Below are 26114 nucleotides of genomic sequence, written 5' to 3' on the forward strand. Positions count from 1 at the left end.
GCTGCCGCTGGACGCCGGTCTGTGCCACAGTTGTCCTATGAGCGAACTGCCCGGCGTACCACCGGAACCCGTGGACGACGCAACTTCGAGCAAGACTCGTCGATGGTCCCTGCCGGGCCTGTCGACGAAGAACAAGGTGATCCTCGGCATCGGCACGGTCGTGATCATCGTGATCGGTTACTTCATTCTGCAGCGCCTCCTCCCCGACTGGTGGGGCACGACGATGGGCAAGCGGATCGACCGGAGCGTCACCTCCGGCACCGTGTGGGGCCTGTTCTTCGGCATCATCGGCTCCGCGCTTCCGCTGCTTTTCGCCCTCCTCGCGATCTTCTCGATCGGCAAGACGCCCAAGAACATCGGGTCGTGGCTGCTCGGCGTCGTCTCCCTGCTTCTGTTGGTCCCCAACCTGTTGACGCTGGCGATCGTAGTCGGATCCGGTCAGGGCGCCAACGCCGGACGCCTCCAGCTGGACATCCTCGGCCCCGGTTTCCGCGGCGCCACCTTGATCGGCGTCATCGTCGGCATCGTGATCGGTATCGCCGTCGATTTCTATCTCCTCGGCCGGCGGCGGGCCAAACGTAAAGCGTTGGTCGCCAACAGGACCGTCGACTCCAACCGTAAATGACGTCGTTCGTCCGGTTCATCCGGGCGACTCGTCGTGATTGAGTATTCGGTAGACATGAAGGAGTCCTCCCGCGGCGTGGTCGCGGGACGGCTCCACCGCGCAGAGAAAGGCATTCCACTATGAGCGTCAGCCTGAGCAAGGGCGGCAACGTCTCCCTGTCGAAAGAGGCTCCCGGCCTCACCTCCGTCGCGATCGGCCTCGGCTGGGATGCGAGGAGCACGACCGGCGCGGACTTCGACCTCGACGGCAGCGCGCTGATCCTGGGTGCGGACGGCAAGGTCCTCTCCGATCAGCACTTCGTGTTCTACAACAATCTGCGGTCGCCCGACGGCGCGATCGAGCACACCGGCGACAACCTGACCGGTGAGGGCGACGGCGACGACGAGTCGATCAACGTCGACTTGGCCGCGGTCCCGCCGAACGTCCAGTCGATCGTCTTCCCCGTCTCGATCCACGAAGCGGATGTACGCCGCCAATCGTTCGGCCAGGTCCGCAACGCGTTCATCCGCGTCGTGAACCGCGCGAATAGCTCCGAGGTGGCCCGCTACGACCTGTCCGAGGACGCGTCGTCGGAGACCGCGATGCTGTTCGGCGAACTGTACCGGCACAACGCCGACTGGAAGTTCCGCGCCATCGGCCAGGGCTACGCTTCCGGCCTCGGAGGCATCGCACGCGACTACGGCGTCAACGTCTGACCCGACCCGAGAAACAAAGGAGCGCATCGCCGAGGCGATGCGCTCCTTCTGTCTGGCTGCGTCTCTGGTGCCGAGCGCCTAGTCGACGCCCGAATCGATGGCCGCGCGGTCCAGCGACTCCGATGCGCGGTCCTCGGGCTGGCCGCCCGCGATGGCCTGCGCACCGCCGACTGAGAGTTCGCCGACGAGGTCCGCGGTGGCGCCGCCGACGACGCCGAGTTGCGCGTACTGCTCGAGGCGCGCGCGCGAGTCCGCGATGTCGAGGTTGCGCATGGTGAGCTGGCCGATGCGGTCTGACGGACCGAACGCGGCGTCGCCGACACGCTCCATCGACAGCTTGTCCGGGTGGTACGAGAGGCCGGGCCCCTGCGTGTTGAGGAAGTGGTAGTCGTCGCCGCGACGCAGTCGGACGGTGACCTCGCCGGTGATGGCCGAACCGACCCAGCGCACGAGCGACTCGCGCAGCATCAGCGCCTGCGAATCCATCCAGCGGCCCTCGTACATGAGGCGACCGAGGCGACGGCCCTCGTTGTGGTAGTTGGCGACGGTGTCCTCGTTGTGGATCGCGTTCACCAGACGCTCGTAACCGATGTGCAGCAGCGCCATGCCCGGCGCCTCGTAGATGCCGCGCGACTTCGCTTCGATGATGCGGTTCTCGATCTGGTCCGAGACGCCGAGGCCGTGGCGGCCGCCGATCTCATTGGCCTTGACGACCAGAGCGACGGCGTCGTCGAACACTTCACCGTTGATGGCTACCGGGCGACCCTGCTCGTAGCGGATCGAGACGTCTTCGGTCGCGACCTCGACGTCGTCGCGCCATGCGGCGACGCCCATGATCGGCTCAACGACGTCGAGTCCGTGGTCGAGGTGCTCGAGGGTCTTCGCCTCGTGCGTGGCGCCCCAGATGTTGGCGTCCGTCGAGTACGCCTTCTCCTGCGAGTCGCGGTACGGGAGGTCGCGTTCGGTGAGCCACTGGCTCATCTCGTGGCGGCCGCCCAGCTCTTCGACGAACTGGGTGTCGAGCCACGGCTTGTAGATGCGCAGCTGCGGATTGGCCATGAGGCCGTAGCGGTAGAACCGCTCGATGTCGTTGCCCTTGTAGGTGGAGCCGTCGCCCCAGATGTCGACGCCGTCCTCCTTCATGGCGCGGACCAGCAGCATGCCGGTGACGACGCGGCCGAGCGGAGTGGTGTTGAAGTACGTCTTGCCCGAGGAGCGGATGTGGAATGCTCCGCACTGCAGGGCGACGAGTCCCTCTTCGACGAGCGCCGACCGGCAGTCGACGAGTCGCGAGATCTCTGCTCCGTACTGACCTGCACGTCCGGGCACCGAAGCGATGTCCGGCTCGTCGGCCTGACCGAGGTCAGCGGTGTACGTGCAAGGAATCGCGCCCTTCTCACGCATCCAGGCAACGGCGACGGACGTATCCAGGCCACCCGAGAACGCGATTCCAACGCGCTCCCCAATGGGCAGAGAGCTCAGCACTTTCGACATACGTCCAGCTTAAACAGTGATTCGGCCCACCGACGAATCACCCGGCAGATTGGACGTTCGGGCAGCGACTTCGGTGTGTCGCGGAACCTGACGAGCGAGCGTCGCGTCTGACCTGATGTGAGAGATTCCGGAATTTATACGCGGAAGCGACTGCGGGCGCAGGGGTATACGGATCAGGACATCCGGCGGGCGATACTCTCCGGCGACCTGCAGCGACTCCGTGACGGATGGCTCGCCGCCCCTGGACACGATGCGGCGGCTGCGACCGCCGTGCGCGACGGCGGTGTCCTCGCCTGTGTGTCCGCGTTGAGCTTCCACAGGTTGTGGGTTCCGCCCGGCCATGCCGGGGAACTGCATCTGCGGCGTAGCCCGAACCTCGCGGGCAAGCATCGCGCGTGCAGACCGCTGCAGGCTCCGATCCGAACCACGCCGAGCGCGGTGGACCCGGTCCCGGTCGCACTCAAGTATGCGGTGCGGTGCCTCCAGCCGGACGAGTGGATCGCCGTCTGCGACTCGTACCTCAACACGACTCGCACGACGGTCGAGGACCTCGCCGAAGCGATGGGGCGTATCGGTCCGACGCTGCGCGACCTGTTGTATCGCACCGACCCGCGATCCCAGTCCGGTACCGAGAGCATCGCCCGCGTGCGTCTACGCGCCCTCGGTTACGACGTGGTCGTGCAGCCGAGCATCGCCGATGCCCAGTGGGCCGACCTGCGCATCGGGACGTTGATCATCGAATGCGACTCGGTACTTCACCACTCCAGCCGGGAAGACTACGAGCGTGACCATCACCGCGACCGACGGACACTCGTCGACGGATGGATGACGCTGCGTCTCACCTACGGCGACATCATCTACGGGTGGGACGGCGTCCTCGAAGACATCCGAGCGATCACCCGCACCGACCGGCACCGGGCCCGGAGCGCCAGAGCCCGAGCGATAGTGCAGAGATCAGTACGCTCATCGGCTGGAGAGGGCAATCTGCCGGAATGAACCGATGAGCGTACTGATCTCATTCGTGCTCGGCTCAGAACCCGCCGTCGAGGAAGTCCGCGTAGGCGGGCAGATCAAGTTGGCCGTGGCCCGAGAGGCCGATGACCACGACTTCTTCCTTGTCGCTGTTCGCGACGTGTGCAGCGCACGCCGCGATGGCATGCGTCGACTCCGGGGCTGGGACGATGCCCTGGGTTCGGGCGAACTGCACACCTGCGCTGAACGCGTCGTGCTGCCCGATCGCCGTCCCCTCCACCAGACCGAGCTCGACGGTGTGGCTGAGGGCGGGCGCCATACCGTGGTAGCGGAGGCCGCCCGCGTGGATCGGGTCGGGGACGAAGTCCATGCCGAGTGTGTGCATTTTCAGCAGCGGCGTGAGGCCTGCGACGTCACCGTGGTCGTAGCGGTACTCACCCTGTGTGATGGACGGGCAGGCGAGCGGTTCGGCGGCGACGATGCGCGGATTGCTACGGCCGTTGAGCTTCTCGCGGATGAACGGGAACGACAGCCCGGCCAGGTTCGATCCGCCTCCGGCGCAACCGAACACGATGTCGGCGCCACCGGGCTCGACGGCGTACACCTGGTCGACGGCTTCCTGGCCGATGACGCTCTGGTGCAGGACGACGTGGTTGAGCACGCTGCCGAGCGCGTAGCGGGTGTCGTCGTTCTTCGCGGCGACCTCGACGGCCTCCGACACCGCCATGCCGAGACTGCCCGTGGTGTCCGGGTCCTTCGCAAGCATCGCCCGCCCCGCTTCGGTGAGGTCGGACGGGCTCGGGTGCAGGGTCCCGCCGTAGGTGCGGATCAAGAATCCGCGGTAGGGCTTAGAGTCGTAGGACGCGCGGACCTGCCACACCTCGACGTCGATGCCGAACTGTGCGCCTGCGAAGGCGAGAGCGCTGCCCCACTGGCCGGCCCCGGTTTCCGTCGTCAGCTTCTTCACGCCGTCGATGCTGTTGTAGTACGCCTGCGCGACAGCCGAATTCGTCTTGTGGCTCCCGACGGGGCTGACGCCCTCGTACTTGACGTAGATGCGCGCCTTGGTGTTGAGCGCTTCTTCGAAACGGCGTGCTCGGATGAGCGGAGCCGGCCGCCACATCTTGTAGATCTCGCGGACCGGTTCCGGGATCTCGATATACGGCTCGGTCGACACCTCCTGCGCGATGAGGCCTGCCGGGAACAGCGCGGCCAGATCGTCGGGTCCGACGGGCTCCTTGGTGCCCGGGTGCAGGTGCGGCGGGATCGGCTCGTCGAGTTCGGCGGCCAGGTTGTACCAGTGCGTGGGTACGTCGACTGTCACGAGATCGGGGTTCGACGCATCAACATTTGTCATGCACGTCACATTAGTATCCGTGTCGTCAGACGTGAGTCCGCCGCGGCCCTACGGCACCGCGATCGGCAGTGCACGGGGACGGACGGTGATCGTCACGGGCGCCTCGCAGAGGTAGTCACCGTCGGCGTGCACGGGGACCGGGCGGTCGGTCGCCACCGTGATCGACGTACCGCTAAGGAGTTCGACCTCGCGTCTGTCGAGATGCGACCCGGTCTCGGCCTGCTTCATCAGGCGCGCGAGTCGATACTTCGATCGGTCGCCGCGCAGTAGGAGGACCTCGACCGCGCCGCTGTCGATCGACGCCGTTGGCACCATCCGCAGTCCGTGGCCGTAATCACCCGAATTGGCTACGACCACCATGTGCGCGAGCGACTCGCGTGTCTGGCCGTCGACGGTGATCGACGCCCGGATCGGCTTCCACCGCACCGCCGCCATCACCGGGGCCACCCGGTAGGCGGCCGACCCCATCCAGCGGAGGCTGTTGATCAGTTCGGTCGCCTCCGAGTCGAGTCCGGTGTACACGTTGCCGACTGCGATCGTGGTGACGCCGTCGGGCCGTCGAACGTCCAGGACGTCGATCTCGCGCGTCGCCCCGCCGGTGAGTACAGCGGCGATCGCCGCCGGGTCCTTCGGCAGTCCGAGGTGCCTCACGAGGTCGTTCCCCCGCCCCGCGGCCGCGATGCCCAACCGGGCGCCGTCGACGCTGAGCACGCCCTCGGCCACATCGCGAACGTGACCGTCTCCGCCGACCGCGACGGTCAGCGCGCCCGATCGTGCGGACTCGGCGGCGACTGCGGTGGCGTGCTCGGACGACTCCGACTCGACTACACGGACATAGGTGACGCCTGCGGTCGCCAGCGCGTCGGCGACGGCGGGCCACTGTTGTTTCGACGCGCCGCCTCCGGAGATCGGATTGACGACCGCGACGATGCGCAGCGGGTTCACCTCGATGCTCACGGCAGCAGGATCCCCGGGTTGAGGACGCCATTGGGGTCGAGTGCCGACTTCACCGCCCGCAGCGCCGTCTGCTGGACGTCGCCGATCTCCTCCAGGTACGCCGCCTGGTGGTCGGTGCCGACCGCGTGGTGGTGGGTGATCGACGCGCCCGCTGCCCGGATCGCAGCGTTCGCGGCCGACTTCGCCTCGGCCCACTGGGCAACCGGATCAGTGAGGGACTTCGCGATGACCGTGAAGTACAGCGAGGCTCCTGTCGGGTACACGTGCGAGATGTGGCACATGACGACCGCCGGGGTGCCCTGGTCGCCGAGCGCGCCCGTGACGGCTGCGGTGACGTCGGCCTTCAGGCGGTCGAGGTTCGACCAGAACGTGACCGTCTCGAGGGTTTCGACCAGTGCGCCCGCGTCGAGCAGCGGATCGCGCAGGTACGGGCCGCGGAACCGACCTTCCCGCCAGTGCTCGCCCGGCTCGGTGCCGAGCGCGGCTCCGCCGAGTTCGTTCAGTCGCGCCGAGATGTAGGCGTCGCGGCAGTCGACGTCGGCGGCGTCACCTTCGAAGCCGACGATCATCAGGCAGCCGCCGACCGGTCCGTTCGCGCTGCCCGCCGCCGACGGGTTTGCCAAGTTGAGCCCGGTCTCCGCCTCGTCCGAGAGTCGGAGCACCGTCGGTTTGATGTTCGATTGGGCGAGGGCGCGCATCGCGGTGGTGCCCGCGGCGAAGTCCGGGAAGTGCCAGCCGTAGAAGCGCCGGACGGAGGGAGTCGGGTGCACGCGCACGCGCACTCGGGTCACAACTCCGAACGCCCCTTCGCTGCCGAGGAACAACTGGCGCAGGTCCGGGCCCGCCGCCGACTTGGGGGCGGTGCCGATCTCGGCGACGCCGCGCGGTGTGGCGATCGTCAGTCCGACGACCATGTCGTCGAACCGCCCGTACCCCACGGACGACTGGCCGGCCGAGCGAGTGACGGCGCACCCGCCGATGGTTGCGCCCTCGTACGACTGGGGGAAATGCCCCAGTTCGAAGCCATGCTCGCCGAGAAGCCGCTCGGCGTCGGGCAGGCGGGTGCCCGACGCAAACGTCGCGATCTGTGATGTCTCGTCAAGGTGCAGCAGACCCGTCAGGTCACGCAGGTCAAGGCTGATCACCGGGCGCGACCGGTCGGGGACGAGTCCGCCGGTGACCGTCGTTCCGCCGGCGAACGGACTCAGCCCGATGCCCTGCTCGTCGCAGACGGCGAGAACGGCCGCGACCTGGTCGGCCGTGCTCGGTGTGACGACGGCGTCCGGGGCGTCGCTGCCGTCTCCGGCGCGAAATTTCAGCAGATCCGGCGTCGAGAACCCTCGGAGCCGTGCCGCGCGGACCTCGTCGTCGGTGGTGACCGACGCACCGGTGGCCGAGAAGGCGGTCAGTGCATTCGAGTCCAGACGCGGCGACGGCAGTGCGAGTGCTACCGGGGCGGGTGCCTGCTCGGTGATGCCGAGCATGCTCAAGGCTCCGGTGACCGAGTCCGACAGATGCATCGGGTCTGCGGGGTCTCCCCAACGTCCGGGGACGAAGTCGACGACGTTGATGTCGATCTCATTACTGCTCATGGGTACAGCCTTCCGGTCGCATTTGCTGATACAGTCTTACACATGGTGTCGCAGCGAATCAATCACCCGAGCCCGGAGCGTGCACCGGAGAGACGTACTGCGGCGAACGCGATCAGCGAGGACGTGATCCTCGACGCCGCCACCCGACTCATGTCCACGATCGGCATCCGACGCACGACAATGGCCGACGTCGCACGAACGGCAGGCGTCTCCCGCGCGACCCTGTACCGCCGCTTTCCCAACGTGGAATCCCTTGCCGCACAGGTCACGACACGCGAGTTCGCGCGCATCGCAGCGGCCGCGCCGGTCACCGGCCGGGGCGCGACGCGACAAGCGATGATCGTGACGATGACCCATCTCGTCCGCGAGGCCAGACGCCACCCCCTGCTACGGCGGATCATCGAGCTGGACCCCGAGTTCCTGGCGCCGTACCTGCTCCAACGAACCGGCCGCACCTCCCGCAGCCAGCTCGCGGCGATCGAACACCAGATCGTCGTCGGGCAGCAAGACGGGGAGATCCGCGCAGGCTCCCCCCGCCGCATCGCAGCCACCGTTCTCCAGATGGCGTGGTCGTTCACCCTCACCGGCCCCGTCTTCACCGCCCCCGACGACGTCGACGTGCTCGACGACGAACTCGCCGACCTCCTCGAAAGGTATCTCCGACCATGACGACCGACGTGCTCTCGACGCATCCCACCATCGATCCGGCATCACTGCTGTCGCCGGCTCGCCGAACCGCCGACCTCGAACGCCTCGCCGCGTCGCCGTCGGTGGACCTGGTGGTCGTCGGCGGAGGCGTGACCGGCGCAGGTGTCGCGCTCGACGCGGTGTCCCGCGGTCTGTCGACAGTGCTGGTCGAGAGCCGCGACCTCGCTTTCGGGACGAGCCGGTGGTCATCGAAACTCGTGCACGGCGGGCTGCGCTACCTCGCGTCCGCCGCCGTCGGTATCGCCTACGAGAGCGCGGTGGAACGCGATGCGCTGATCCGCCGGATCGCACCGCACCTCGTGCGTCCGTTACCGCAGGTGGTTCCGCTGACCGACGACGTCTCGTTCTTCGACGCGGCCCTCACCCGCACCGGCTTCCTTGCCGGCGACGGTCTACGCGTCGCGGCGCGGACGCCGTCGTCGTACCTGTCTCGATCACGCCGGATCGCGGCCGCCGAAGTCCAGGCGCTCGCACCGACCGTCAGACGCTCTGGGCTTCGCGGTGGTCTGTTGAACTGGGACGGCCAGCTCAACGACGACGCCCGGCTGGTCGTGGGCATCGCGCGCACTGCGGCGTCACTCGGCGCGACGGTGCTGACGCATACGCGAGCCGACCAGGTGTCGGGCACATCGGTGAGCGTCACGGACGAGCTGACCGGACACCGTTTCGAGCTGCGCGCGAAAGCCGTCGTGAACGCGACCGGAGTGTGGGCCGCGCAGGTCGACCCGGCGATCGCGCTGCGCCCGAGCCGCGGCACTCACCTGGTGATGAGTCAAGAGAGCTTCGGTGGGCTCCGCGCCGGCCTCACCGTCGCGGTCCCCGGCAGCTTCGGGCGATACGTGTTCGCCCTTCCCCAGCCCGACGGTCTCGTCTACGTGGGTCTCACCGACGAGGACGCCGGTCACGAGATCCCCGACGTGCCGCAGCCAGCCGAATCCGAGGTCGACTTCCTTCTCGACACGATCAACCTCGCGCTCGGCACTCCGCTGACCCGCGAGGACATCGTGGGTACGTACTCGGGTCTGCGTCCACTGCTCGACTCCGGCACTGGCGAGACGTCCGACGTGTCGCGCAAGCATGCGGTCCTCACCCGGGAGGACGGCCTGGTGACTGTGGTCGGCGGCAAGCTGACCACGTACCGACGGATGGCGCAGGACGCCGTCGACGTCGCTGTCGCGACGGCAGCGCTGCCCGCCTCGCCATGCCGCACCCGGTCGCTGCCGTTGGTCGGCGCGCCCGCCGGGCCCGACCCGACAGCCGAGCTGGCCCGTCTCGCGGCACCCGAGCGACTCGTCGCCAAGTACGGCACGGAGGCGCTCGCCGTCCTCGCCCTCGCCGAATCGGACGCAGCACTCGGCCGCCCGGTCGCTGACGGGACCGCCGTGACCGGCGCCGAACTTGTCTTCGGCGTCGCCGCAGAGGGCGCAGTCACCGTCGAGGACGTGCTGGAGCGTCGTACGCGACTGTCCCTAACGCCGCTCGTCGCTGCGGCCGCGCGGCCGGCTGCCGAGCTGGCGGTCACGCAACTGTAGGCCGTGGCCGTGACCGGTCAGTCAGGCAGCATCGGGGCATCGTGGCCGTGATGTCGGCCGACCAGGGCGCCACGTGTCACGGCGTCGCGCCCGAACTTCACCCGCAGACCGTCGACGGCGACATCGAGGTCCGCGGCGTGGTCGTCGCCGTCGAACGGTAGCGAAAGCTGCACGGCGCCATGGTCGTGCAGGTTCGTCAGGGACAGCCCGATCAGGGTGCATCCACGGTCGCGGATGAGCGGCATCGCCTCGTCGAGGAGTCCGCGCGCGACGGCGAGGACGGTCTCGGTGGAGTCCGTCGGATCGTGCAGAGACCGCGTCCGGGTGATGCTCGCGAAATCGTGGAAGCGCAGCCGGAGGACGACCGTCTGCGCCAACCGGTCTGCCGTGCGCAACCGTGCAGCGAGCCGGTCGACGATGGCCAGAAGGGTCGCCTCGATGTCGGCTTCGGACTTGACCCGCCGTCCCAGTGCACGTTGCGAACCGATCGACCGCCTCCGCTTGCCCGTCTCGACTCGGCGCGGGTCACGCGCCATCGACAGTGCGTACAGGTGTCGGCCCGCGCCTCGCCCGAACAACGCGCACATCCGGTTCTCCCCGAGGTGCGCGATCTGCCCGACGGTCGAGATCCCGGCGTCCCGCAGTCGCGACTCCGTCTTGGCGCCGACTCCCCAGAGGCGGCGGACCGGCAGCGGGTGGAGGAAGTCGAGTTCGCCGCCCGCGGGCACCTCGAGGAGCCCGTCCGGCTTCCCGACCGCGCTGGCGACCTTGGCGAGGAACTTGCTCGGTGCGACACCGACGGTGATCGGCAGACCGACGTCGGCCCGTATCCGTTCGCGGAGTCGGGCGGCGATCTCGACCGGTGTGCCACTGATCTTGCGGAGCCCACCGACATCGAGGAACGCCTCGTCCACCGAGATCCCCTCCACCAGGGGAGTCACGTCGCCGAAGACGTCGAACACAGCACGCGATGCCGCCAGGTAGGCGTCGAATCGCGGCGGCATCGTGACAGCGGTCGGGCACAGCGCACGGGCTTCGTGCCCGGGCATCGGTGACCGCACGCCGACGGCCTTGGCCTCGTAGCTTGCGGCGAGAACGACGCCCGAGCCGACGAGCACAGGACGGCCGCGTAGCCGCGGGTGGTCGCGTTGCTCGACTGACGCGTAGAACGAGTCGAGGTCGGCGTGCAGGATCGAAGCCTCCGCACGTTGCCCCGGCTCGACTCTCATACGCCGATCATGGCACCGCGCTACGACAATTCTCCGCTCAGACGAACGCGCGGTGATACGCGGGCGGCACGTAGCCATACCCGCGCCGGAGGTCCTTCTCGGCACGGACGGGGAAGTGCAGGTCGCGCAGCGCGTGTCGTCCGATGAGGACCACGTCGGCCTGCCCGGTCACGAGGATCGGCGGCGCCCCGCGAATGCCCGGGTCCGAGGCGCTCACCGGGCGGCCGGGTGCCGTCAGCTTCCGGCCGGCAGGATGCGCGCACGCACCTCGCCGAAACCGATGCGGGCGCCTGCGTGTCCGGGAGCGGTCGCTGAGATCGCGATCTCGTCGCCGTCCTGGATGAAGGTCCGCTGCTCGCCCGCCACCTCGACGGGTTCGGCTCCACTCCAGGTCAACTCGATGAAGGCGCCGCGTTGATCCTTCTCCGGGCCCGAGATGGTGCCCGATCCGAACAGGTCGCCGGTGCTGGCGGCGGCCCCGTTTGCGGTGGTGTGCGCCAGCATCTGCGACGGCGACCAGTACATCCCCGCATACGGCGGGCGGGACACGACGTCGCCGTTCCACTCCACGGCGAGATCGATGTCCAGGCCCCAGTCCTGTTCGCCCTGCAGGTACGGCAAGGGGGTCGGGTCCTGCACGGGCGTCGCGACGCGCGCCGCGTCGAGCGCCTGCAGCGGCACCACCCACGGCGAGATCGACGTGGCGAAGCTCTTGCCGAGGTTCGGGCCGAGCGGCACGTACTCCCACGCCTGGATGTCGCGGGCCGACCAGTCGTTGAGGATCACTGCGCCGAAGCAGTGGTCGGCGAACTCATCGGGGCTGATCGACGATCCCATCGGGGAGCCGACACCGACGATGAAGCCCATCTCCGCCTCGATGTCCAGGCGCAGCGACGGCCCGAACGTGGGCGCGGCGTCGGTCGGCGCCTTGCGCTGGCCAGACGGGCGGACGATGTCCGTCCCGGAGACGACGACGGTGCTCGACCGACCGTGGTATCCGACCGGCAGGTGCTTCCAGTTCGGCATCAACGGCTCTGCGTCCGGCCGAAACAGCCGTCCGAGGTTCGTGGCGTGGTTCTCCGATGCGTAGAAGTCGACGTAGTCGGCGACGGCGATCGGCAGGTGCATCGTCACGTCGTCGACCGAGTGGACAGCGGCGTCCGGAACATCGCCGACGACGAGATCGGTGATCTGGGCGCGGACCTCCACCCACCGTGGGCGACCCTGCGCCATGAACGCGTTCAGGGTCGGCTGTGCGAACGCGGCGTCGCCGAGCATTTTCGCGAGATCGACGACGCTGTCGCCGACGCGGACACCGACGCGCGGGCCCGCATCAGGCGTGGAGAACACGCCGTAGGGAAGGTTGTCGAGGCCGAACAGGGAGTCGGCCGGGATGGAGATGACAGTCATGCGGTGACTCCTGGGTCGCTCAGGGAGGTTGGATCGTTCATCGAGAGGAGACCTAGATCGGCCAGCTCGGTCAGCGGATCGCTGATGCTGCACGTGCCGAACGAACGGAATGTGGCGCGCAGCGCACCGACCTCGTCGTCATCGAGGGCGGAGAGGGTGTCGGCGATGCGGCGGCCGTCTCGATCGGCGAGCGTCGCGACGACGACGTCCGTGTCGGCGCCCTGCGCGGCGCGGTGGGTCGCGAGCATCAGGTTGAGGAATCCGTGCTGTTCGAACCCGGTGTCCGGATCGGTGTTCCGCACGGCGTGGTGCAGTCCCGCGGTCGCCTTGAACGGCACCCCGGATCCGACGACGGCGCTGATCGCGGCCGCCAGTTCGGCTTCGTCCGGGTACGCCTCGGCGACGATGCCGCCGGTGCGGAACTTGACCGAGTACGGCGTGCCGATCAGCGCGGCCATGATCTCGGGGCGCCGGTCGTCACGCGGCACTTCGACGAAGACGTCGACGCCTGGCACCGTGCGGGCGATCTCGTCGAGCGCCGTGATCAGCTCCGCGGTGCGCTGCCCGTCGGGCACCGCGATCTCGAGCGCGGCCAGGCGCACGCCGTCGATGCCGCGCACGATCTGGACCGCAGCGGGCACGGCGGAGACGCCGGCCGGGACCGTCAGGGTCAGTTCGAGTACGCCGTCCACCGAGGTCGCGGCGGCCGAGAGTTCGTCCAGCCGCGATGCGGGAAACACGAACGGTCCGACGATGCCGGCGTGGCGACTGTTCTCGTGGGCGATGTGCGCCGGGGCCGCGTCCTCGAGCAGCGCGTTCCCGGGCGGGAACAGCGCGGCGTCGTCGCACAGGCCCGCGAGGAGGGTCGGGATCATCATGAGGTCGGCCCCCGTCCCGCCCAGGTCCACGCGTATCCGTCGTCCTCGCAGGCGAGTGCGCCTTCGCCGAGTTCGAGGGGACGGAACGTGTCGACCATTACGGCGAGTTCGTCGAAGTACTCGGCCCCGATGCTCTGTTCGTACGCGCCCGGCTGCGGACCGTGGGCGTGTCCGCCGGGGTGCACCGAGACGGACCCCTGGCCGATGCCCGACCCCTTGCGGGCCTCGTAGTCGCCGCCGCAGTAGAACATGATCTCGTCGGAGTCGACGTTCGAGTGGTAGTACGGCACCGGGATCGACAGCGGGTGGTAGTCGACTTTGCGGGGCACGAAGTTGCAGATCACGAAGTTGTTTCCTTCGAACGACTGGTGGGCGGGCGGCGGCTGGTGGACGCGTCCGGTGATCGGCTCGTAATCGGCGACGTTGAACGTGTACGGGTACAGGCAGCCGTCCCAACCGACGACGTCGAACGGGTGCTTCGGGTACACCATCCGCGTGCCGACGATCGCGCCGCCCGCCCGGTGCTTCACCAGGACTTCCACGTCGGCCCCCTCGGCGAGCAGTGGCTCGGCGGGCCCATGCAGATCGCGTTCGCAGAACGGCGCATTCTCCAGCAGCTGACCGAAACGCGACAGGTAGCGCTTGGGCGGAACGATATGGCTGTTTGCCTCGATCACATACGCGCGCAACGGTTGCGGGCCCTGCGGGAGCCAACGATGCGTCGTCGACATCGGGAGCAGGACGTAATCGCCCTCACGAGCGTGCAACGCACCGAACACCGTCTCGACAGTCGCCTCGCCGGACTCGACGTAGACCATCTCGTCGCCGAGCGAGTTCCGGTAGAGGGGCGACGCGGCGGCCGACACGACGTACGAGATCCGCACGTCCGCGTTGCCGAGGATGAGGCGACGGCCGGTGACCGCGTCGGTGCTCGCCCACGACGCCTCGTCGAACAGGTTGTGGAGGGTGAGGTGCCGTGGCTTGAGCGGGTGGTTGGGGGCGGTGCTCTGGTCGCGCAGTTCCCACACGGTCGCGTCGACGATCGCCGACGGGATGTTGCGGTGGTAGAGCAGCGACGAGTCGGACGAGAAGCCCTCTTCACCCATCAGCTCCTCGAAGTAGAGGCTGCCGTCTGGGCCTCGATGCTGTGTGTGGCGCTTCGGCGGGACGACGCCGAGCTGTCGGTAGTACGCCATGACCGACCTCCTGAATTGGTTGACGCCCGAGTTCGGGCCGGTGGATTCGTGTGTGGGTGTCGCTCAGGCCTGGTTCGTCGCCCGATCCGCGTCCGCGGTCGTGCGGTCGCCGCCCGTTCTCGCGCCGTCGACCATCTTCGGGACCTTGACGAACGCCAGCATGATGCCCGACAGGATTAGGCAGCCGATCGGGAAGTAGAGGCCGATCGTGACGTCGTCCGCCGACGCGTTCTGACCGATCACGTAGGGCCCGAAGAAGCCGCCGAGCGCGGCGATCGTGTTGATCGCGGCGAGACCGACGACGGTCTCCTTCTTGGACAGGACCTGCGAGGCCATCGCCCAGTAGGGCGCCAGGTATCCGAGCACGCCGATCGCGGTCATCGACAGGAACACCATGGCGAGCGCCGGAGTGCCGACCGATTGGATGGTGCCAAACAGGCCGAGCGCGGCGAGGAGCAGCGGAGCGATCGTGTGGAACTTACGTTCCCCGGTGCGGTCGGAGAATCGAGCGATAAGAACCATGCCGATCGCGCCGACGAGGAACGGGAGGGTTCCCAGGAAGCCGATGTTGGTCGCCGAGTACTCGGGGTTCATCTGCTTGATGATCTGCGGCAGAAAGAATGTGAAACCGTACAGACCGCACGCGGCGAACAAGTTCGCGAAGGCCAGGTGCAGGATCTTCGGCTTCTTGATCGCGGACAGCTGCTCCTTGACCGACTCCTCTTCACGACCGTCTGGGTACTCCGAGGTGATCTCACCTTCGAGCCACGCGGCTTCCGCCTTCGTGAGGAAGCGAGCCTTCGACGGGGTGTCGGGCAGATAGAAGAAGATGATGACGCCGAGGATGATGGCGGGCAGGCCTTGGAGGATGAACACCCAGCGCCAGCTGCTCATGTCGAGCCAGTGAATGTGGTCCAGGATCAGGCCGCCGGTGAAGCTGCCGAGGATCATCGCGATCGGCTGAGCCATCGCCATGGCCGCAATGGCGCGTCCTCGCTCGCGCTGCCGGAACCAGAACGTCAAGTACAGCAGCAGGCCCGGGTACAGTCCGGCTTCGGCGATGCCGAGCAGGATGCGCACGATATACAGGTGGGTCACGCTGTTCACGAAGCCGAGAACCACGGTGACGATGCCCCAGCTGACGGCGATGCGCGCCAACCAGATGCGTGCCCCGAACTTCTTGAGCGCCATATTCGACGGGATCTCGAAGACGACGTAGGCGAGGAAGAAGATCGACGAGACCGCACCGAACGTGGCTGCGGTGATGCCCAGATCGTCTTCCATGCCCAACTGGGCGTAACTGATGTTCGTCCGGTCCATGTAGTTGAAGATGTACAACAACATGACCAGCGGCATGACACGGAAGGCGACCTTCCGGATCGTCGAACGCCCGAGGGCCGCTTCTGCGGCCTGGGCGGAGGCAGTGGTGGCATCCATGCCGACTACTCCTGACGGTGAGGGGGCGCTCGGTGCGACGAGCAACGGGGGTGACGTCGCCGCACTGAGTTCTTGGGAGGGGTTAGGGGTTCTTGGGAGGGGTTCTTGGGAGGGGTTCTTGGGAGGGCGCGGGACTTCAGGCCTCGCCGGAGAGCGCCGCGGCGCGTTGTCCCGCGATGCGGCCCATGGTGAGTGCATTGGCGACAGCGTTTCCGCCGCCGACGTATCGGAGCCCGAGCACGCCTGCACCGGCCTCGCCTGCCGCGAACAGCCCGGGAACGGGTTCGCCGTTCCCGTCGAGGACCTGCGCGTCAGCGTTGATCTCGAGGCCCGCGTGCGTACACACCAGTTCGGCGGGCAGCATCTGGACGGCGTAGAACGGGCCGGCGTCGATCGGGTCTGGATTCGCTGCGGATCCCTTGTTGGCCAGGGTCCGGTGGCGGTGGAAGTCGTCGTCTAACCCGTTGGGGAGCTGACTGTTCCACCGGGAGACGGTGGCGTGCAGGGCGGCGGCGGGGATCGACAGTCGTGCAGCCAGTTCGTCGAGGGTCTGTGCCCGGACGGTCCGGCCCGCGTCGGCTTCCTCGACGACGCGGTCCGCGTCCCAGTCGGCGTAGCCGGCCGGCAGATTGATTCGGGCCTTCTCGTCGAAAATCGCCCACACATAGTCGCCTTGCGCGTCGATGATCCCAGACGACACAGCGTACGACGCGTCCTCGTCCATGAACCGACGCCCGGAATCGTTGACGTACACCCGCGACTTGGGCGGGAATCCCGCCTGCCAGTGGTGATAGCGCTGAAAGTAGGCGGTCGGGAGCATGAGTCCCCATCCGTCTCCTGTGATCGACGCATTCACCTGTCTGCCGAAGGCGACGTGGTCTCCGCGGCTTCCCGGCGCGGCGACGACGAACAGCGCCTGACCCGCGTCCAACGCGGCCGGGTAGTACCGTTCGAGCAGTTCGGGGCTCTGAGCGAACCCGCCGGACGCCACGACGACGGCGTTCGCCCGCACCTCGATGTCGTCGGCGACCACGCCGACGACCCGCCCGTCTTCGACGAGCAACGACTGTACGCGCGTCGCGAGAACCGCTTCGACGTGGTTGGCCTTGCGGGCGCGGTCGAGGGTTTGGACGAGTCCGTATCCCTGGTCTTTGGGCACGTGCCCGCGCCACACGTCTTCTACACCGGCCTGCGAGAGCCCGGGCATGTGCGCGTTCGCCGATTCCCGTGCGGGGATCTCCACACCGAGGTCAATGAGCCACTCCAGGGTGGGCCCGGCGTTCTCACAGAACGTGCGGATGAGTCCGGGCGCCAACATCCAATGATTCAAGTCCATGTAGTGCTGGAAGAACTTCTCGGCGGTGTCGTCGATACCGATTCCGGCTTGGACGCTGGTGCCCGCTGCGGTGAACATTCCGGCGGACAACTGCGTCGAGCCGCCGAGTTCGGTCTCGGACTCGAACAGGAGAACGGACGCGCCGGCTTCGGCTGCCGACACGGCAGCGGCCAGGCCCGCGCCTCCGCCGCCGATGACGACGACGTCCACGGCTTCTTCGTCGCTCACGACAGTGCTCCTCCGGCTTCTTCGATGATGCGGTGGTAGAGGCCGTTCGAGACCAGCCCGCCGTCGACGGTGACCTCGCTGCCCGTCATGTAGGTGGACCGGTTCGACAGTAGGTGCAGGACGGCGTCGGTGATCTCGTCTGGCGTGCCCATGCGTCCCATCGGGATACTGTCCACAGCCGCATTGACGAACGTGCCGGCTCCGTCGAGCAGTGCGGTGCCGACGAGTCCCGGGTGTACGGAGTTGACGCGGATGTTCCACTGCGCGAAGTTGCCCGCAGCCGACTTCGACAGCCCGGTGAGACCCCACTTGCTCGACGAGTACGCGGGCGAGAAGTAGCCGATCTGCCCGGAGATCGACGATATGTTGACGATCGATCCGCCGCCACTGTCGCGCATGAGCGGCGCGACCGCTTTCATCCCGTAGAACGGTCCGAAGAGGTTGATCTTCATGGTCGTCTCCCAGACGTCGTCCGGGGTGTCGAGGAACTCGAGTCTGCGGCTGATCCCGGCGTTATTCACGAGACCGCCGAGTTCGCCTCGGGTCGAAGCGATCTCGTCGACGACGCGAGCCCAGGCGGAGGGGTCGGCGACGTCGAGTTCGTGTCCGGATGCGCTGCCACCCGCGGCGTCGATCTCGGCGAGGACCGGCGTCGGGTCGGCGCGGTCGGCGACGCAGACGTGCACGCCGCGTGCGGCGAGCGCCTTCGCGTGGCCTGCGCCCATGCCACCTGCCGCACCCGTGACGAGCACGACGCCCGGATAGGTGACCGACTCAGACATGGCGCGAGCCGCCGTCGACGGAGATCGAGTGGCCGGTGACGTAGCGCGCGCTGTCAGAGAGGAGGAACAGCAGCGGACCGAAGACCTCCTCGGGCGAGCCGAGGCGATGCAGTGGGACCGCGTCGAGAGCGTGTGCGAGCGCGGCCGGATCCTCCCGAACCCACCGCGTCATCTCGGTGTCGATGTACCCCGGTGCGATCGAGTTCACTCGGATTCCCTTGTCGCCCAATTCGACCGCGAGGGACTCGGTGAGGTGTGCGACGGCCGCCTTTGACGTGCAGTAGGCACCGCGTCCGCGACGGACACGCAGTGCGGAGACCGACGACATGTTGACGATCGCACTACCGGGTTCCATGTGGCGCGCAGCGGCCTGCGCCCCGAACAGGACCCCGTGCACGTTGACGTCGAGAACGGCGGCGATCTGCTCGGGCGAGATGTCGTCGACGAGGGCGAACGGAAAGATGCCCGCATTGTTGATCCAGAAGTCGATCCGGCCGAATTCGTTGAGCGCGACCTGTGCGAGCGACTCGTGGTCGTCGGCGTCGGTGACGTCGACGCGGGCCCCGATCACGCGACCCGGGGTGGCGGTGAGCGAGTCCGCCGCGAGTGATGCGGTGATCTCGTCCGCGGTGGCCGTCATCTGCTCTTCGTTGATGTCGGCGCCCACAACGTGCACTCCGCGCGTCGCCAGTCCGGCGGCGAATGCTGCCCCCATCCCCCGGGCGGCGCCGGTGACGACGGCGACCTTGCCTGCGATCTCCGGGTACACGGCGGTCAGCTGAGACGCGTCGGTGCGCCCGGGATTCTGGGCGCCTGTCGTGTCGGCATTAGGGGTTTCGGTCATGGTCTTCCTCCAAGATGTGTGGTTTCAGGCGAGAAATATGTTGTTGCAGAAGGCATGCGCGCCCGGTCTTCGGCGAGCGGTCTCAGGACGTTCCGGGGCGGTCGTCGCGGGAGACCGCTCGCTGCGCGATGCGCCAGACCCCGCCTGCTCGCACGACACGGTCGGTGACCGTGGTGAACCGTACGAGACGGGAGTCTCCGCCGATCCGGGTGGCCACGATCTGCAGATAGGCGGCGACGGTCACTTCCTCATCGCTGATCCGCGTCACGCCGATGTTGGTAAGCACGTGCCGGTGAACTTCGCCGTTCGCTGCCGCGTTCGCGTAGAACGCGGCAGCGAACTCGTTGAGGGCGTCGGTACCTACGACGGGTGCGGAATAGCTGGGCGAGACGAACACGCCGTCGGCGGTGAACGTCTGCGCCCACTGCGTCGCGTGACCGCCGTCGATGAGATGACTCTGATGGCCGTAGAGCTGGTGGATCGCGGAGAGGTCCGCCGGATTCACCTCGGTATGCGTGCCGCTCTCGCCCACGGGTAGAGCCCCTCTGTCAGTGTCGGTCGCCCGGTTGGGTGCGTTGCAACCTAGCGGAAAGTGTGCGATAATCGAACGTGTAGTGCGATTACCGACTACTCTAAGTGTCTAGCCTCACATGCGTCAAGAAGGTGATCCATGACATCCAGCGGTTCTGATGACCAGGTGGACGACAACTGCCAGGTCGCGGGCGGTGTACAGCTCGATTCGCGAATGTCGAAGACTCTGCACAACGGCCTGGAGATCCTCGACCTGCTCGCCAGGCACAAGTACGGGCTGACCGTGACGGAGATCGGCGACGGCATCGGGGTCCACCGGACAGTCGCCGATCGCCTGGTCCGCACGCTGGAGGCCCACCGGTTGTGCCGTCGGACCGACGGCAAGCGCATCGTCCTCGGCGGCGCGCTGATCTCGCTCGCGGGCGCGGTGGAGCACGACCTGCGTGAACTCGTGCAGCCCGTACTCGAAGGACTCGCCGACACGACGTCGGCCACGGCACACGTCGCGGTCCGTGAGGGCGACGACTCGGTGCGGGCGCTTCTCGTCATCGAGCCGAGCAACGCACGTGCGCACGTCGGCTTCCACGCCGGGCAGGTTGACCCGATCAACCGAGGGTCGGCAGGCCTCGCGATCCTGGCCGCACTCCCCCCGCGCGACGGTGAGCGCGACGAGATCATCCGGGCACGCACTCGCGGCTACGCGATCACCTCCGGCGAAGTGACCCAGTCGGTCACCGGCATCTCGTCGGCGGTGCTCACCCGTGAGTCCGGTCCCGTCAGCATCGGCATCTCGGTCTTCGACATCACGGAGGAGCAGCAGCTCGGCGAAGCCGTCGTGGCTGCGGCCCGTCGGCTGGGATCGTTGCTTCGGTAGTGCCGACCGCCGGGTCGGCGATGACATCTGTCATTACCGACCCGTGCAGAACCCACGGGGTCCGGTGACTGCGCACACTACTGGCGAGGACCTCGTCCGGCGACGCTTGAAAGCATGAAATCGACAACAAGCACCCCATCCGTCGTTCGCCGCCCGCCCGGCTTCCGCGAGGCCTCCATGCACGATCTGTTCGTGGACTGCTGCCGCTTGGGTCCGGCTCCGACGCGATCCCGCGAAGTCTTCGTGATCGTGACGACCGCGATCCTCCTGGCCGTCGTCTTCGTCGTCGTCCGGCCGTCACCGCTCTTCATCGTCGCCGCCTCCGTGGTCGTCGCCGGGTTCATGGGCGCACGTTGGACAGTCGGCGAGCGCAAGCATTGGAACGCCCGATGAACGCCGTCATCTCCGCCCACGACCTGCACCGTTGGTACGGCCACGGGGACGACGCGTACCACGCGGTACGAGGCGTCGATCTGAACGTTCGGCAGGGCGAGGTGTTCGCGCTGCTCGGCACGAACGGAGCGGGCAAGACGTCCACGCTCGACCTTCTCGAAGGCCTCGCGGCCCCCGATGACGGAGTGGTCGAAGTGTTCGGCCTCGACCCGATGCGCGACCGTCGCCGCGTCCGCCCCGACCTGGGCATCATGCTGCAGTCCGGCGGGCTCCCCGCCGAGCTCACCGTCATCGAGACTCTCGAGATGTGGCGTGGCACCTGCACGCACCCGACGACCGTCGACGACGTTCTGACGAAAGTCCAACTCACCGAGCGCGCAGGCGTCCGCGTCGGGTCGCTCTCGGGCGGCGAGAAGCGTCGCGTCGACCTGGCGTGCGCCTTGCTCGGACGGCCCCGGCTGCTGTTCCTCGACGAACCGACCACCGGGCTCGACCCCGAGAACCGCCGAGCCACCTGGCGACTGCTGAACGACCTGAAGGCGAGCGGGGTCACCATGGTCCTGACCACCCACTATCTCGACGAGGCCGAAGCGCTCGCCGACACGATCGCGATTATGCACGCCGGGACCATTGCCCGGTCCGGGACGCTCCGTGAGATCGTCGACGGCCACCCGTCGACCATCGCCTTCGACCACCCGGGCATCACCCTGCCGCCACTGCCGGGGCTGAGGGTGGACGGCGGGCGCGTTTCGCTGACCACCCACCGTTTGCAGGACGATCTGCTCGCCGTCCTGACCTGGGCACATCACGAGAGGGTCACCTTGCCGGGACTCACCGCTCGCGCCGCCTCACTCGAATCGGTGTTCCTCGACCTGGCCGGAGAACCCGCCGACGACAAGATCGGAGCCACCCGATGACCACCGCCACCCCGACGACGACCTTCCGCCGCAGCCCGCTGATGTCGCTGGCCCGCGCCGAATTCCTGCAGTTCCGCCGCAACAAGACACTCGTCGTCACCGGCGTGATCTTTCCGATCCTGCTCCCGGTCGCCACCTATCTGCTCCTCCGCAGCGGCAACGACGGCCACGTCGACCGCGACGGCGTCGCCGCGACCTTCGATATGTTCGCGTTGTTCGCCCTCATGTTTGTGCAGTACTACACGGTGCTGTCGATGGTCACGACGCGCCGATCCGAAGGCGTCCTGAAACGTCTGCGGACAGGCGAGGCAACCGACTGGCAGATCCTGGCCGCACCGAACGCACCGGGCGTGCTGGTGACGACGGCGTCGTCCCTCCTGGTCTGCGCCATCGTGTACGCGACCGGTGCTCCCGGGCCGGTCAACGTTCTCGCGATGATCATCGCGCTAGTCGGCGGATCCGCCGTGTTCGGCCTCCTCGCGCTCGCCACCAGCGGTTTCACGAAGAACGCCGAGGCCGCGCAGATCACGTCGCTTCCGGTGATGGCCCTCGCGATGGCCGGGATGGGGAACATCCGCTCGACGCTCCCGGACCGCGCAGCCGACCTGCTCGGCTGGACGCCGTACGCGGCCGTCTCGGACCTCATGCATCTGGGCGCCGCGGGCAAGACGGCCACCGCGGGAACCGATGCCCCGATGACCGACTTCGCCGGGACGTTCACCGATATCGGCCGCCCGGTTGCGACACTGGTCATATGGACCGCAATCGCGATCGCGCTCGTCTACAAGGGCTTCCGTTGGGACGACCGCGGGTGAACCTCACTCCCGACCGGTGGCGGCGCCTGTCCGATCCGACCAAGTACCGGCTGTACACGCGATTGACGTTGGAGGTCACTGTGATCGGCCTGGCCGTGTTCGCGGTCGCGGCCGCACGCGGACATCTCGCCGTAGCGGCGATACTCGTCGTCTCGTGCGGCGCGGCGGTCGCACAGTTCGAAGCCCGTCCCGAGCTCACCGGGCGGGCCCCCTCGCGTTCGGACACCTGGTTGACCGTCGGCGCCGCCGTCTGCCTCGTCGGTGCATGGCTGTGCGGCGTGGCCTTGCGCGCGGGCTGGGACGACGAGACGGCCCGCGGTGTCGGGTGGTTCGTTCTGGCCCTGGCCTCAGTCTCGACCATCGCGTTCGCGACCATGCGGTGGCCAATCCTGCTGGTGAGCATCCTCGCGACCGCCGCGGCGTACGGGTCGTCCGCAGACTTCGTGCAGCACTGCGTCGCGCTGCTCGCGATGGGTGCCTTCCTCGTCGGCATCACTCGGCTCACCATGTGGACGTTGCGCATCGTCGACGATCTCGACGACGCTCGCCGCACCGAGGCCCAGCTCCACGTCGCCGAGGAACGCCTCCGCTTCGCCCGCGACCTGCACGACGTCGTCGGACGCGGCTTCTCGACCGTGGCGGTGAAGAGCGAACTGGCGTCCCGCCTGTCTCGCGCAGGCGCCGCGGAGCAGGCCGCGGCCGAAATGGACGAGGTGAAGGCGCTCGCCGTCGCATCGATGGAAGAGATGCGGGCGCTGGTCCGCGGCTATCGGGACATCGACCTGCCCGGCGAGGTCGCGGGGGCACGGGCGCTGCTCGACGCCGCCGGGTGCCGCCTCGTCGTGGAGGGCGATATCGCAGCGGTCCCTCCGACACTTCATGAGACCGCGGCCTGGGTGGTGCGTGAGGGCACGACGAACATCGTCCGACACTCGTCGGCGACCGCGGCGACCCTCTCGCTCGGGCAGTCGGGAATGACACTGTCGAACGACGGCGCACCGGCGGACGAAGGCGAGCATTCGGGTCTCCGTGGCCTGGCCGAGCGCCTGTCAGACGTCGGCGGCGTCCTTGCAACCCGCTCCGAGCAGGGTACTTTCACTCTTGAGATTCGTTGGGAGACGGTATGATTCCAGTTCTGTTGGCCGACGACGAGACGTTGATCCGCTCGGCGATGGCCACGATGCTCGGGCTCGAAGACGATCTGGAGGTCATCGCTCACGTCGGGACCGGCGAGGAGCTGGTCGACCTGTGGCGCGCCCGCGTCGACGGCGGATCACCGACCGCCGTCGCCGTCCTCGACTTGCAGTTGCCCGGCATGGACGGCATCGAAGTCGCCCAGCGGGTACTGTCGCTCTCCCCCGACGCAGGCTGCCTGATCGTCACCAGCCACGGCAGGCCCGGCTATCTCAAACGCGCGCTGTCGACCGGCGTGCGCGGCTTCCTCCCCAAGACCGCGTCGGCCGCGACACTCGCCACCGTCATCCGTTCTGTCCACACCGGCGGGCGTTATGTCGATCCGGAACTCGCCGCCGAAGCGATCAGCACCGGCGACTCGGTGCTGACGCCCCGCGAAGCAGACGTACTGGAGTTCGCGATCGACGGCTCATCGGTCGACGAGATCGCCTCGCGCGCCCACCTGTCGGCGGGCACCACCCGCAACTATCTGTCGTCGGCGATGGCGAAGCTCGGCGTCGCCAACCGCTACGAAGCGGCCGTCAAGGCGCGGGAGCTGGGCTGGATCTGAGTGGGAGCGGGGGGCTGATCACCGGATGCGACGAGCACGCAGCACGTCGTCGTCGATGTGCGCACCGTTGCCTGCGGGCACACCGCGCGGGCGTGTCTCGTTCACTTCGACCTCCCAGTCGTCGCCGAGACGGTCGGCGATGTCGGACGGCAGGAAGTAGTCGGACGGGTCGAACCCATGCTCTTTCATGCCTCGCGCCGCGTGCATGACGAGGAGGAACCGCCCGCCGGGCGCGACCGCATCGATCAGGGCGTCGAGGAGCGGCTCCTGCCGGCGCGCGATGTGGAAGTAGATCGCCGATACGAGCCCGAACGGCGCGTTGGGGAGAGAGTCCTGGGCGACGTCGAGCCGATGCCACGCGATCGAGCCTTCCGGATCTGCGGCACGAGCCCGATCGATGGCGACCTGCGAGATGTCGACGGCGGTCACTGTCCAGCCCTTCTCCGTGAGCCAGCGGGCATCGGCTCCCTCGCCGCTGCCGATGTCCAGCGCGGAGCCGGGTTCGAGTGCGTCGATCTCCGCGACGAGTGCCGGATTCACATTCGTCGTCCACAGGCGATCGGACGTCGAATACAGTTCGTCCCACTCCTGGGCGGTCTCTGGGTGACGGCCCTTTGTCCCGGGTCCGTGCTCGTGTTCTTCGGTCATGAGGTCAACCATGCCAGCCACATGCCAGAATGTCATTGCTTGTTGCCGAATCGGCAATGGTGGCCGGCGCGGCCGCTCGGCTGCGGATGCGCAGAGACTGTGGGTGCGTACAGAATGGAGTCCATGACTTCACGCGTCCGCATCGGTGTCCAGCTCCAGCCTCAACACTCCCCTGATTACGCACTCATCCGCGACGCAGTCCGTCGCGCCGAGGACATCGGCGTCGACATCGCCTTCAACTGGGACCACTTCTACCCTCTGTCCGGCGACCCAGACGGTGCACACTTCGAATGCTGGACGATGCTCGGTGCGTGGGCCGAACAGACCGAACGCATCGAGTTCGGGCCGCTCGTCACGTGCAACAGCTACCGCAACCCGGAACTGCTCGCCGACATGGCGCGCACGGTCGACCACATCTCGGGCGGCCGCGTCATCCTTGGCATCGGCAGCGGCTGGTTCGAGCGTGACTACACCGAGTACGGCTACGAATTCGGGACCGCCGGGTCGCGTCTGGACGCCCTCGGTGAAGCACTCGACCGGATCGACTCGCGGATGGCGCAGTTGAATCCGCCGCCGACCCGCAAGATCCCTGTCCTCGTCGGCGGCGGCGGCGAACGCAAGACGCTGCGGCATGTCGCGGCGCACGCCGACATCTGGCATTCGTTCGTCGACGTCGAGACCTACCGGCGGAAGGCCGCGATCCTCGCCGAGCACTGCGCTGCGGTCGACCGCGATCCGTCCGCGATCGAGCGGTCCGCGGAACTGAAGGGCCGCAAGAACATCGACGACGTTCTTCGGTTCGCCGACGACATCACCGCAGAGGGAGTCAGCCTCCTGACGTACGCAGTCAGCGGGCCCGACTACGACCTGTCGACTCTCGAGCGCCTCGTCGCATGGCGGGACGCCCGCGAAGGCTGATC

Annotated in this window: 27 protein-coding genes; 12 read left to right on the plus strand and 15 right to left on the minus strand. The window is 67.7% G+C overall.

Translation table 11 applies throughout. The features are described from left to right. Positions 1-37 precede the first annotated feature (37 nt). Positions 38-625 (plus strand): permease, encoded by a 588-nt coding sequence (locus L5G33_RS11045; protein WP_236998239.1) that lies wholly within the window; start codon positions 38-40, stop codon positions 623-625. Between the two features lie 119 nt (positions 626-744). Beyond that, a complete protein-coding gene (locus L5G33_RS11050; RefSeq protein WP_236998240.1) occupies positions 745-1320 on the plus strand; it encodes a TerD family protein in 576 nt (191 codons plus the stop codon). Between the two features lie 78 nt (positions 1321-1398). Here the strand turns inward: L5G33_RS11050 and argG are convergent, their stop codons facing one another. Beyond that, positions 1399-2814 carry an argininosuccinate synthase gene (gene argG, locus L5G33_RS11055; protein WP_236998241.1) on the minus strand — a complete coding sequence of 472 codons (1416 nt, stop codon included), beginning with the start codon at positions 2812-2814 and terminating at the stop codon, positions 1399-1401. 117 nt (positions 2815-2931) lie between these two features. On the opposite strand from argG, the gene L5G33_RS11060 reads away from it, so the two are divergent. Further along, positions 2932-3810 carry an endonuclease domain-containing protein gene (locus tag L5G33_RS11060; RefSeq protein ID WP_236998242.1) on the plus strand — a complete coding sequence of 293 codons (879 nt, stop codon included), beginning with the start codon at positions 2932-2934 and terminating at the stop codon, positions 3808-3810. A 34-nt stretch (positions 3811-3844) separates the two neighbouring features. Here L5G33_RS11060 and L5G33_RS11065 read toward each other — a convergent pair whose 3' ends face one another. From L5G33_RS11065 to L5G33_RS11075, 3 genes are read right to left on the minus strand one after another with little or no spacing between them, the layout of a single operon-like run. Continuing rightward, entirely contained in the window at positions 3845-5143 is a 1299-nt protein-coding gene (locus tag L5G33_RS11065; protein WP_236998243.1) for a TrpB-like pyridoxal phosphate-dependent enzyme, read from the minus strand. A 48-nt stretch (positions 5144-5191) separates the two neighbouring features. After that, positions 5192-6100, minus strand: coding sequence for a diacylglycerol/lipid kinase family protein (locus L5G33_RS11070; protein ID WP_236998244.1), 909 nt, complete (start codon positions 6098-6100; stop codon positions 5192-5194). Then, a complete protein-coding gene (locus L5G33_RS11075; RefSeq protein WP_236998245.1) occupies positions 6097-7692 on the minus strand; it encodes an FAD-binding oxidoreductase in 1596 nt (531 codons plus the stop codon). Before L5G33_RS11075 ends, L5G33_RS11070 begins: the two co-directional genes overlap by 4 nt. 42 nt (positions 7693-7734) lie before the next feature. On the opposite strand from L5G33_RS11075, the gene L5G33_RS11080 reads away from it, so the two are divergent. Both L5G33_RS11080 and L5G33_RS11085 read left to right on the plus strand, forming a co-directional pair. Further along, on the plus strand, positions 7735-8361 hold the full coding sequence (locus tag L5G33_RS11080) for a TetR/AcrR family transcriptional regulator (protein WP_236998246.1): 627 nt from the start codon (positions 7735-7737) through the stop codon (positions 8359-8361). After that, entirely contained in the window at positions 8358-9932 is a 1575-nt protein-coding gene (locus L5G33_RS11085; RefSeq protein WP_236998247.1) for a glycerol-3-phosphate dehydrogenase/oxidase, read from the plus strand. The genes L5G33_RS11080 and L5G33_RS11085 overlap by 4 nt, the downstream gene beginning before the upstream one ends. Before the next feature lie 17 nt (positions 9933-9949). Here the strand turns inward: L5G33_RS11085 and dinB are convergent, their stop codons facing one another. The 10 genes from dinB to L5G33_RS11135 form a co-directional block, all read right to left on the minus strand. Beyond that, positions 9950-11161 carry a DNA polymerase IV gene (gene dinB / locus L5G33_RS11090; RefSeq protein WP_236998248.1) on the minus strand — a complete coding sequence of 404 codons (1212 nt, stop codon included), beginning with the start codon at positions 11159-11161 and terminating at the stop codon, positions 9950-9952. A gap of 37 nt (positions 11162-11198) precedes the next feature. Continuing rightward, complete coding sequence (locus L5G33_RS11095; protein WP_236998249.1) at positions 11199-11378, minus strand: hypothetical protein; 180 nt, start codon at positions 11376-11378, stop codon at positions 11199-11201. A gap of 17 nt (positions 11379-11395) precedes the next feature. Continuing rightward, the gene (fahA, locus tag L5G33_RS11100; RefSeq protein WP_236998250.1) at positions 11396-12571 is read right to left on the minus strand and encodes a fumarylacetoacetase; all 1176 of its coding nucleotides are present in this window, start codon (positions 12569-12571) and stop codon (positions 11396-11398) included. Further along, positions 12568-13449: a hypothetical protein gene (locus tag L5G33_RS11105; RefSeq protein ID WP_236998383.1), complete on the minus strand. Its 882-nt coding sequence runs from the start codon at positions 13447-13449 to the stop codon at positions 12568-12570. Before L5G33_RS11105 ends, fahA begins: the two co-directional genes overlap by 4 nt. Then, entirely contained in the window at positions 13446-14645 is a 1200-nt protein-coding gene (locus tag L5G33_RS11110; protein ID WP_236998251.1) for a homogentisate 1,2-dioxygenase, read from the minus strand. Before L5G33_RS11110 ends, L5G33_RS11105 begins: the two co-directional genes overlap by 4 nt. 63 nt (positions 14646-14708) lie before the next feature. Beyond that, the gene (locus L5G33_RS11115; RefSeq protein ID WP_236998252.1) at positions 14709-16082 is read right to left on the minus strand and encodes an MFS transporter; all 1374 of its coding nucleotides are present in this window, start codon (positions 16080-16082) and stop codon (positions 14709-14711) included. 136 nt (positions 16083-16218) lie between these two features. Next, positions 16219-17646: an FAD-dependent oxidoreductase gene (locus L5G33_RS11120; protein ID WP_236998253.1), complete on the minus strand. Its 1428-nt coding sequence runs from the start codon at positions 17644-17646 to the stop codon at positions 16219-16221. Further along, the gene (locus tag L5G33_RS11125; RefSeq protein WP_236998254.1) at positions 17643-18428 is read right to left on the minus strand and encodes an SDR family NAD(P)-dependent oxidoreductase; all 786 of its coding nucleotides are present in this window, start codon (positions 18426-18428) and stop codon (positions 17643-17645) included. The genes L5G33_RS11120 and L5G33_RS11125 overlap by 4 nt, the downstream gene beginning before the upstream one ends. After that, entirely contained in the window at positions 18421-19272 is an 852-nt protein-coding gene (locus L5G33_RS11130) for an SDR family NAD(P)-dependent oxidoreductase (RefSeq protein ID WP_236998255.1), read from the minus strand. The genes L5G33_RS11125 and L5G33_RS11130 overlap by 8 nt, the downstream gene beginning before the upstream one ends. An 82-nt stretch (positions 19273-19354) precedes the next feature. Beyond that, positions 19355-19804 carry a nuclear transport factor 2 family protein gene (locus tag L5G33_RS11135; RefSeq protein ID WP_236998256.1) on the minus strand — a complete coding sequence of 150 codons (450 nt, stop codon included), beginning with the start codon at positions 19802-19804 and terminating at the stop codon, positions 19355-19357. 138 nt (positions 19805-19942) lie between these two features. Between L5G33_RS11135 and L5G33_RS11140 the strand changes: the two genes are divergently transcribed. The 6 genes from L5G33_RS11140 to L5G33_RS11165 all read left to right on the plus strand — a co-directional run bounded on the left by L5G33_RS11140 (position 19943) and on the right by L5G33_RS11165 (position 24546). Further along, on the plus strand, positions 19943-20677 hold the full coding sequence (locus tag L5G33_RS11140) for an IclR family transcriptional regulator (protein ID WP_236998257.1): 735 nt from the start codon (positions 19943-19945) through the stop codon (positions 20675-20677). A 114-nt stretch (positions 20678-20791) separates the two neighbouring features. Continuing rightward, a complete protein-coding gene (locus L5G33_RS11145) occupies positions 20792-21070 on the plus strand; it encodes a hypothetical protein (protein WP_236998258.1) in 279 nt (92 codons plus the stop codon). Further along, complete coding sequence (locus L5G33_RS11150; protein ID WP_236998259.1) at positions 21067-21987, plus strand: ABC transporter ATP-binding protein; 921 nt, start codon at positions 21067-21069, stop codon at positions 21985-21987. Before L5G33_RS11145 ends, L5G33_RS11150 begins: the two co-directional genes overlap by 4 nt. Continuing rightward, positions 21984-22802, plus strand: a complete 819-nt coding sequence (locus L5G33_RS11155; RefSeq protein WP_236998260.1) for an ABC transporter permease — start codon at positions 21984-21986, stop codon at positions 22800-22802. Before L5G33_RS11150 ends, L5G33_RS11155 begins: the two co-directional genes overlap by 4 nt. Then, positions 22799-23929, plus strand: coding sequence for a sensor histidine kinase (locus L5G33_RS11160; RefSeq protein ID WP_236998261.1), 1131 nt, complete (start codon positions 22799-22801; stop codon positions 23927-23929). Before L5G33_RS11155 ends, L5G33_RS11160 begins: the two co-directional genes overlap by 4 nt. Beyond that, a complete protein-coding gene (locus L5G33_RS11165) occupies positions 23926-24546 on the plus strand; it encodes a response regulator transcription factor (protein WP_236998262.1) in 621 nt (206 codons plus the stop codon). Before L5G33_RS11160 ends, L5G33_RS11165 begins: the two co-directional genes overlap by 4 nt. An 18-nt stretch (positions 24547-24564) precedes the next feature. On the opposite strand, the gene L5G33_RS11170 is transcribed toward L5G33_RS11165, so the two are convergent. Further along, a complete protein-coding gene (locus L5G33_RS11170) occupies positions 24565-25194 on the minus strand; it encodes a class I SAM-dependent methyltransferase (RefSeq protein WP_236998263.1) in 630 nt (209 codons plus the stop codon). 123 nt (positions 25195-25317) lie between these two features. Between L5G33_RS11170 and L5G33_RS11175 the strand changes: the two genes are divergently transcribed. Then, positions 25318-26112 (plus strand): LLM class F420-dependent oxidoreductase, encoded by a 795-nt coding sequence (locus tag L5G33_RS11175; RefSeq protein WP_236998264.1) that lies wholly within the window; start codon positions 25318-25320, stop codon positions 26110-26112. Positions 26113-26114: the final 2 nt, after the last annotated feature.

The sequence above is a fragment of the Gordonia liuliyuniae genome, assembly GCF_021738805.1.
Taxonomy (GTDB): domain Bacteria; phylum Actinomycetota; class Actinomycetes; order Mycobacteriales; family Mycobacteriaceae; genus Gordonia; species Gordonia liuliyuniae.

Bases quoted from the DNA above. Each gene is read 5' to 3' on its own strand.
- L5G33_RS11045 (WP_236998239.1), top strand. From the start codon at position 38: ATGAGCGAACTGCCCGGCGTACCACCGGAACCCGTGGACGACGCAACT.
- L5G33_RS11050 (WP_236998240.1), top strand. From the start codon at position 745: ATGAGCGTCAGCCTGAGCAAGGGCGGCAACGTCTCCCTGTCGAAAGAG.
- argG (WP_236998241.1), bottom strand. From the start codon at position 2,814: ATGTCGAAAGTGCTGAGCTCTCTGCCCATTGGGGAGCGCGTTGGAATC.
- L5G33_RS11065 (WP_236998243.1), bottom strand. From the start codon at position 5,143: ATGACAAATGTTGATGCGTCGAACCCCGATCTCGTGACAGTCGACGTA.
- L5G33_RS11075 (WP_236998245.1), bottom strand. From the start codon at position 7,692: ATGAGCAGTAATGAGATCGACATCAACGTCGTCGACTTCGTCCCCGGA.
- L5G33_RS11080 (WP_236998246.1), top strand. From the start codon at position 7,735: ATGGTGTCGCAGCGAATCAATCACCCGAGCCCGGAGCGTGCACCGGAG.
- L5G33_RS11085 (WP_236998247.1), top strand. From the start codon at position 8,358: ATGACGACCGACGTGCTCTCGACGCATCCCACCATCGATCCGGCATCA.
- dinB (WP_236998248.1), bottom strand. From the start codon at position 11,161: ATGAGAGTCGAGCCGGGGCAACGTGCGGAGGCTTCGATCCTGCACGCC.
- fahA (WP_236998250.1), bottom strand. From the start codon at position 12,571: ATGACTGTCATCTCCATCCCGGCCGACTCCCTGTTCGGCCTCGACAAC.
- L5G33_RS11105 (WP_236998383.1), bottom strand. From the start codon at position 13,449: ATGATGATCCCGACCCTCCTCGCGGGCCTGTGCGACGACGCCGCGCTG.
- L5G33_RS11110 (WP_236998251.1), bottom strand. From the start codon at position 14,645: ATGGCGTACTACCGACAGCTCGGCGTCGTCCCGCCGAAGCGCCACACA.
- L5G33_RS11115 (WP_236998252.1), bottom strand. From the start codon at position 16,082: ATGGATGCCACCACTGCCTCCGCCCAGGCCGCAGAAGCGGCCCTCGGG.
- L5G33_RS11125 (WP_236998254.1), bottom strand. From the start codon at position 18,428: ATGTCTGAGTCGGTCACCTATCCGGGCGTCGTGCTCGTCACGGGTGCG.
- L5G33_RS11130 (WP_236998255.1), bottom strand. From the start codon at position 19,272: ATGACCGAAACCCCTAATGCCGACACGACAGGCGCCCAGAATCCCGGG.
- L5G33_RS11140 (WP_236998257.1), top strand. From the start codon at position 19,943: ATGACATCCAGCGGTTCTGATGACCAGGTGGACGACAACTGCCAGGTC.
- L5G33_RS11145 (WP_236998258.1), top strand. From the start codon at position 20,792: ATGAAATCGACAACAAGCACCCCATCCGTCGTTCGCCGCCCGCCCGGC.
- L5G33_RS11150 (WP_236998259.1), top strand. From the start codon at position 21,067: ATGAACGCCGTCATCTCCGCCCACGACCTGCACCGTTGGTACGGCCAC.
- L5G33_RS11155 (WP_236998260.1), top strand. From the start codon at position 21,984: ATGACCACCGCCACCCCGACGACGACCTTCCGCCGCAGCCCGCTGATG.
- L5G33_RS11165 (WP_236998262.1), top strand. From the start codon at position 23,926: ATGATTCCAGTTCTGTTGGCCGACGACGAGACGTTGATCCGCTCGGCG.
- L5G33_RS11170 (WP_236998263.1), bottom strand. From the start codon at position 25,194: ATGACCGAAGAACACGAGCACGGACCCGGGACAAAGGGCCGTCACCCA.
- L5G33_RS11175 (WP_236998264.1), top strand. From the start codon at position 25,318: ATGACTTCACGCGTCCGCATCGGTGTCCAGCTCCAGCCTCAACACTCC.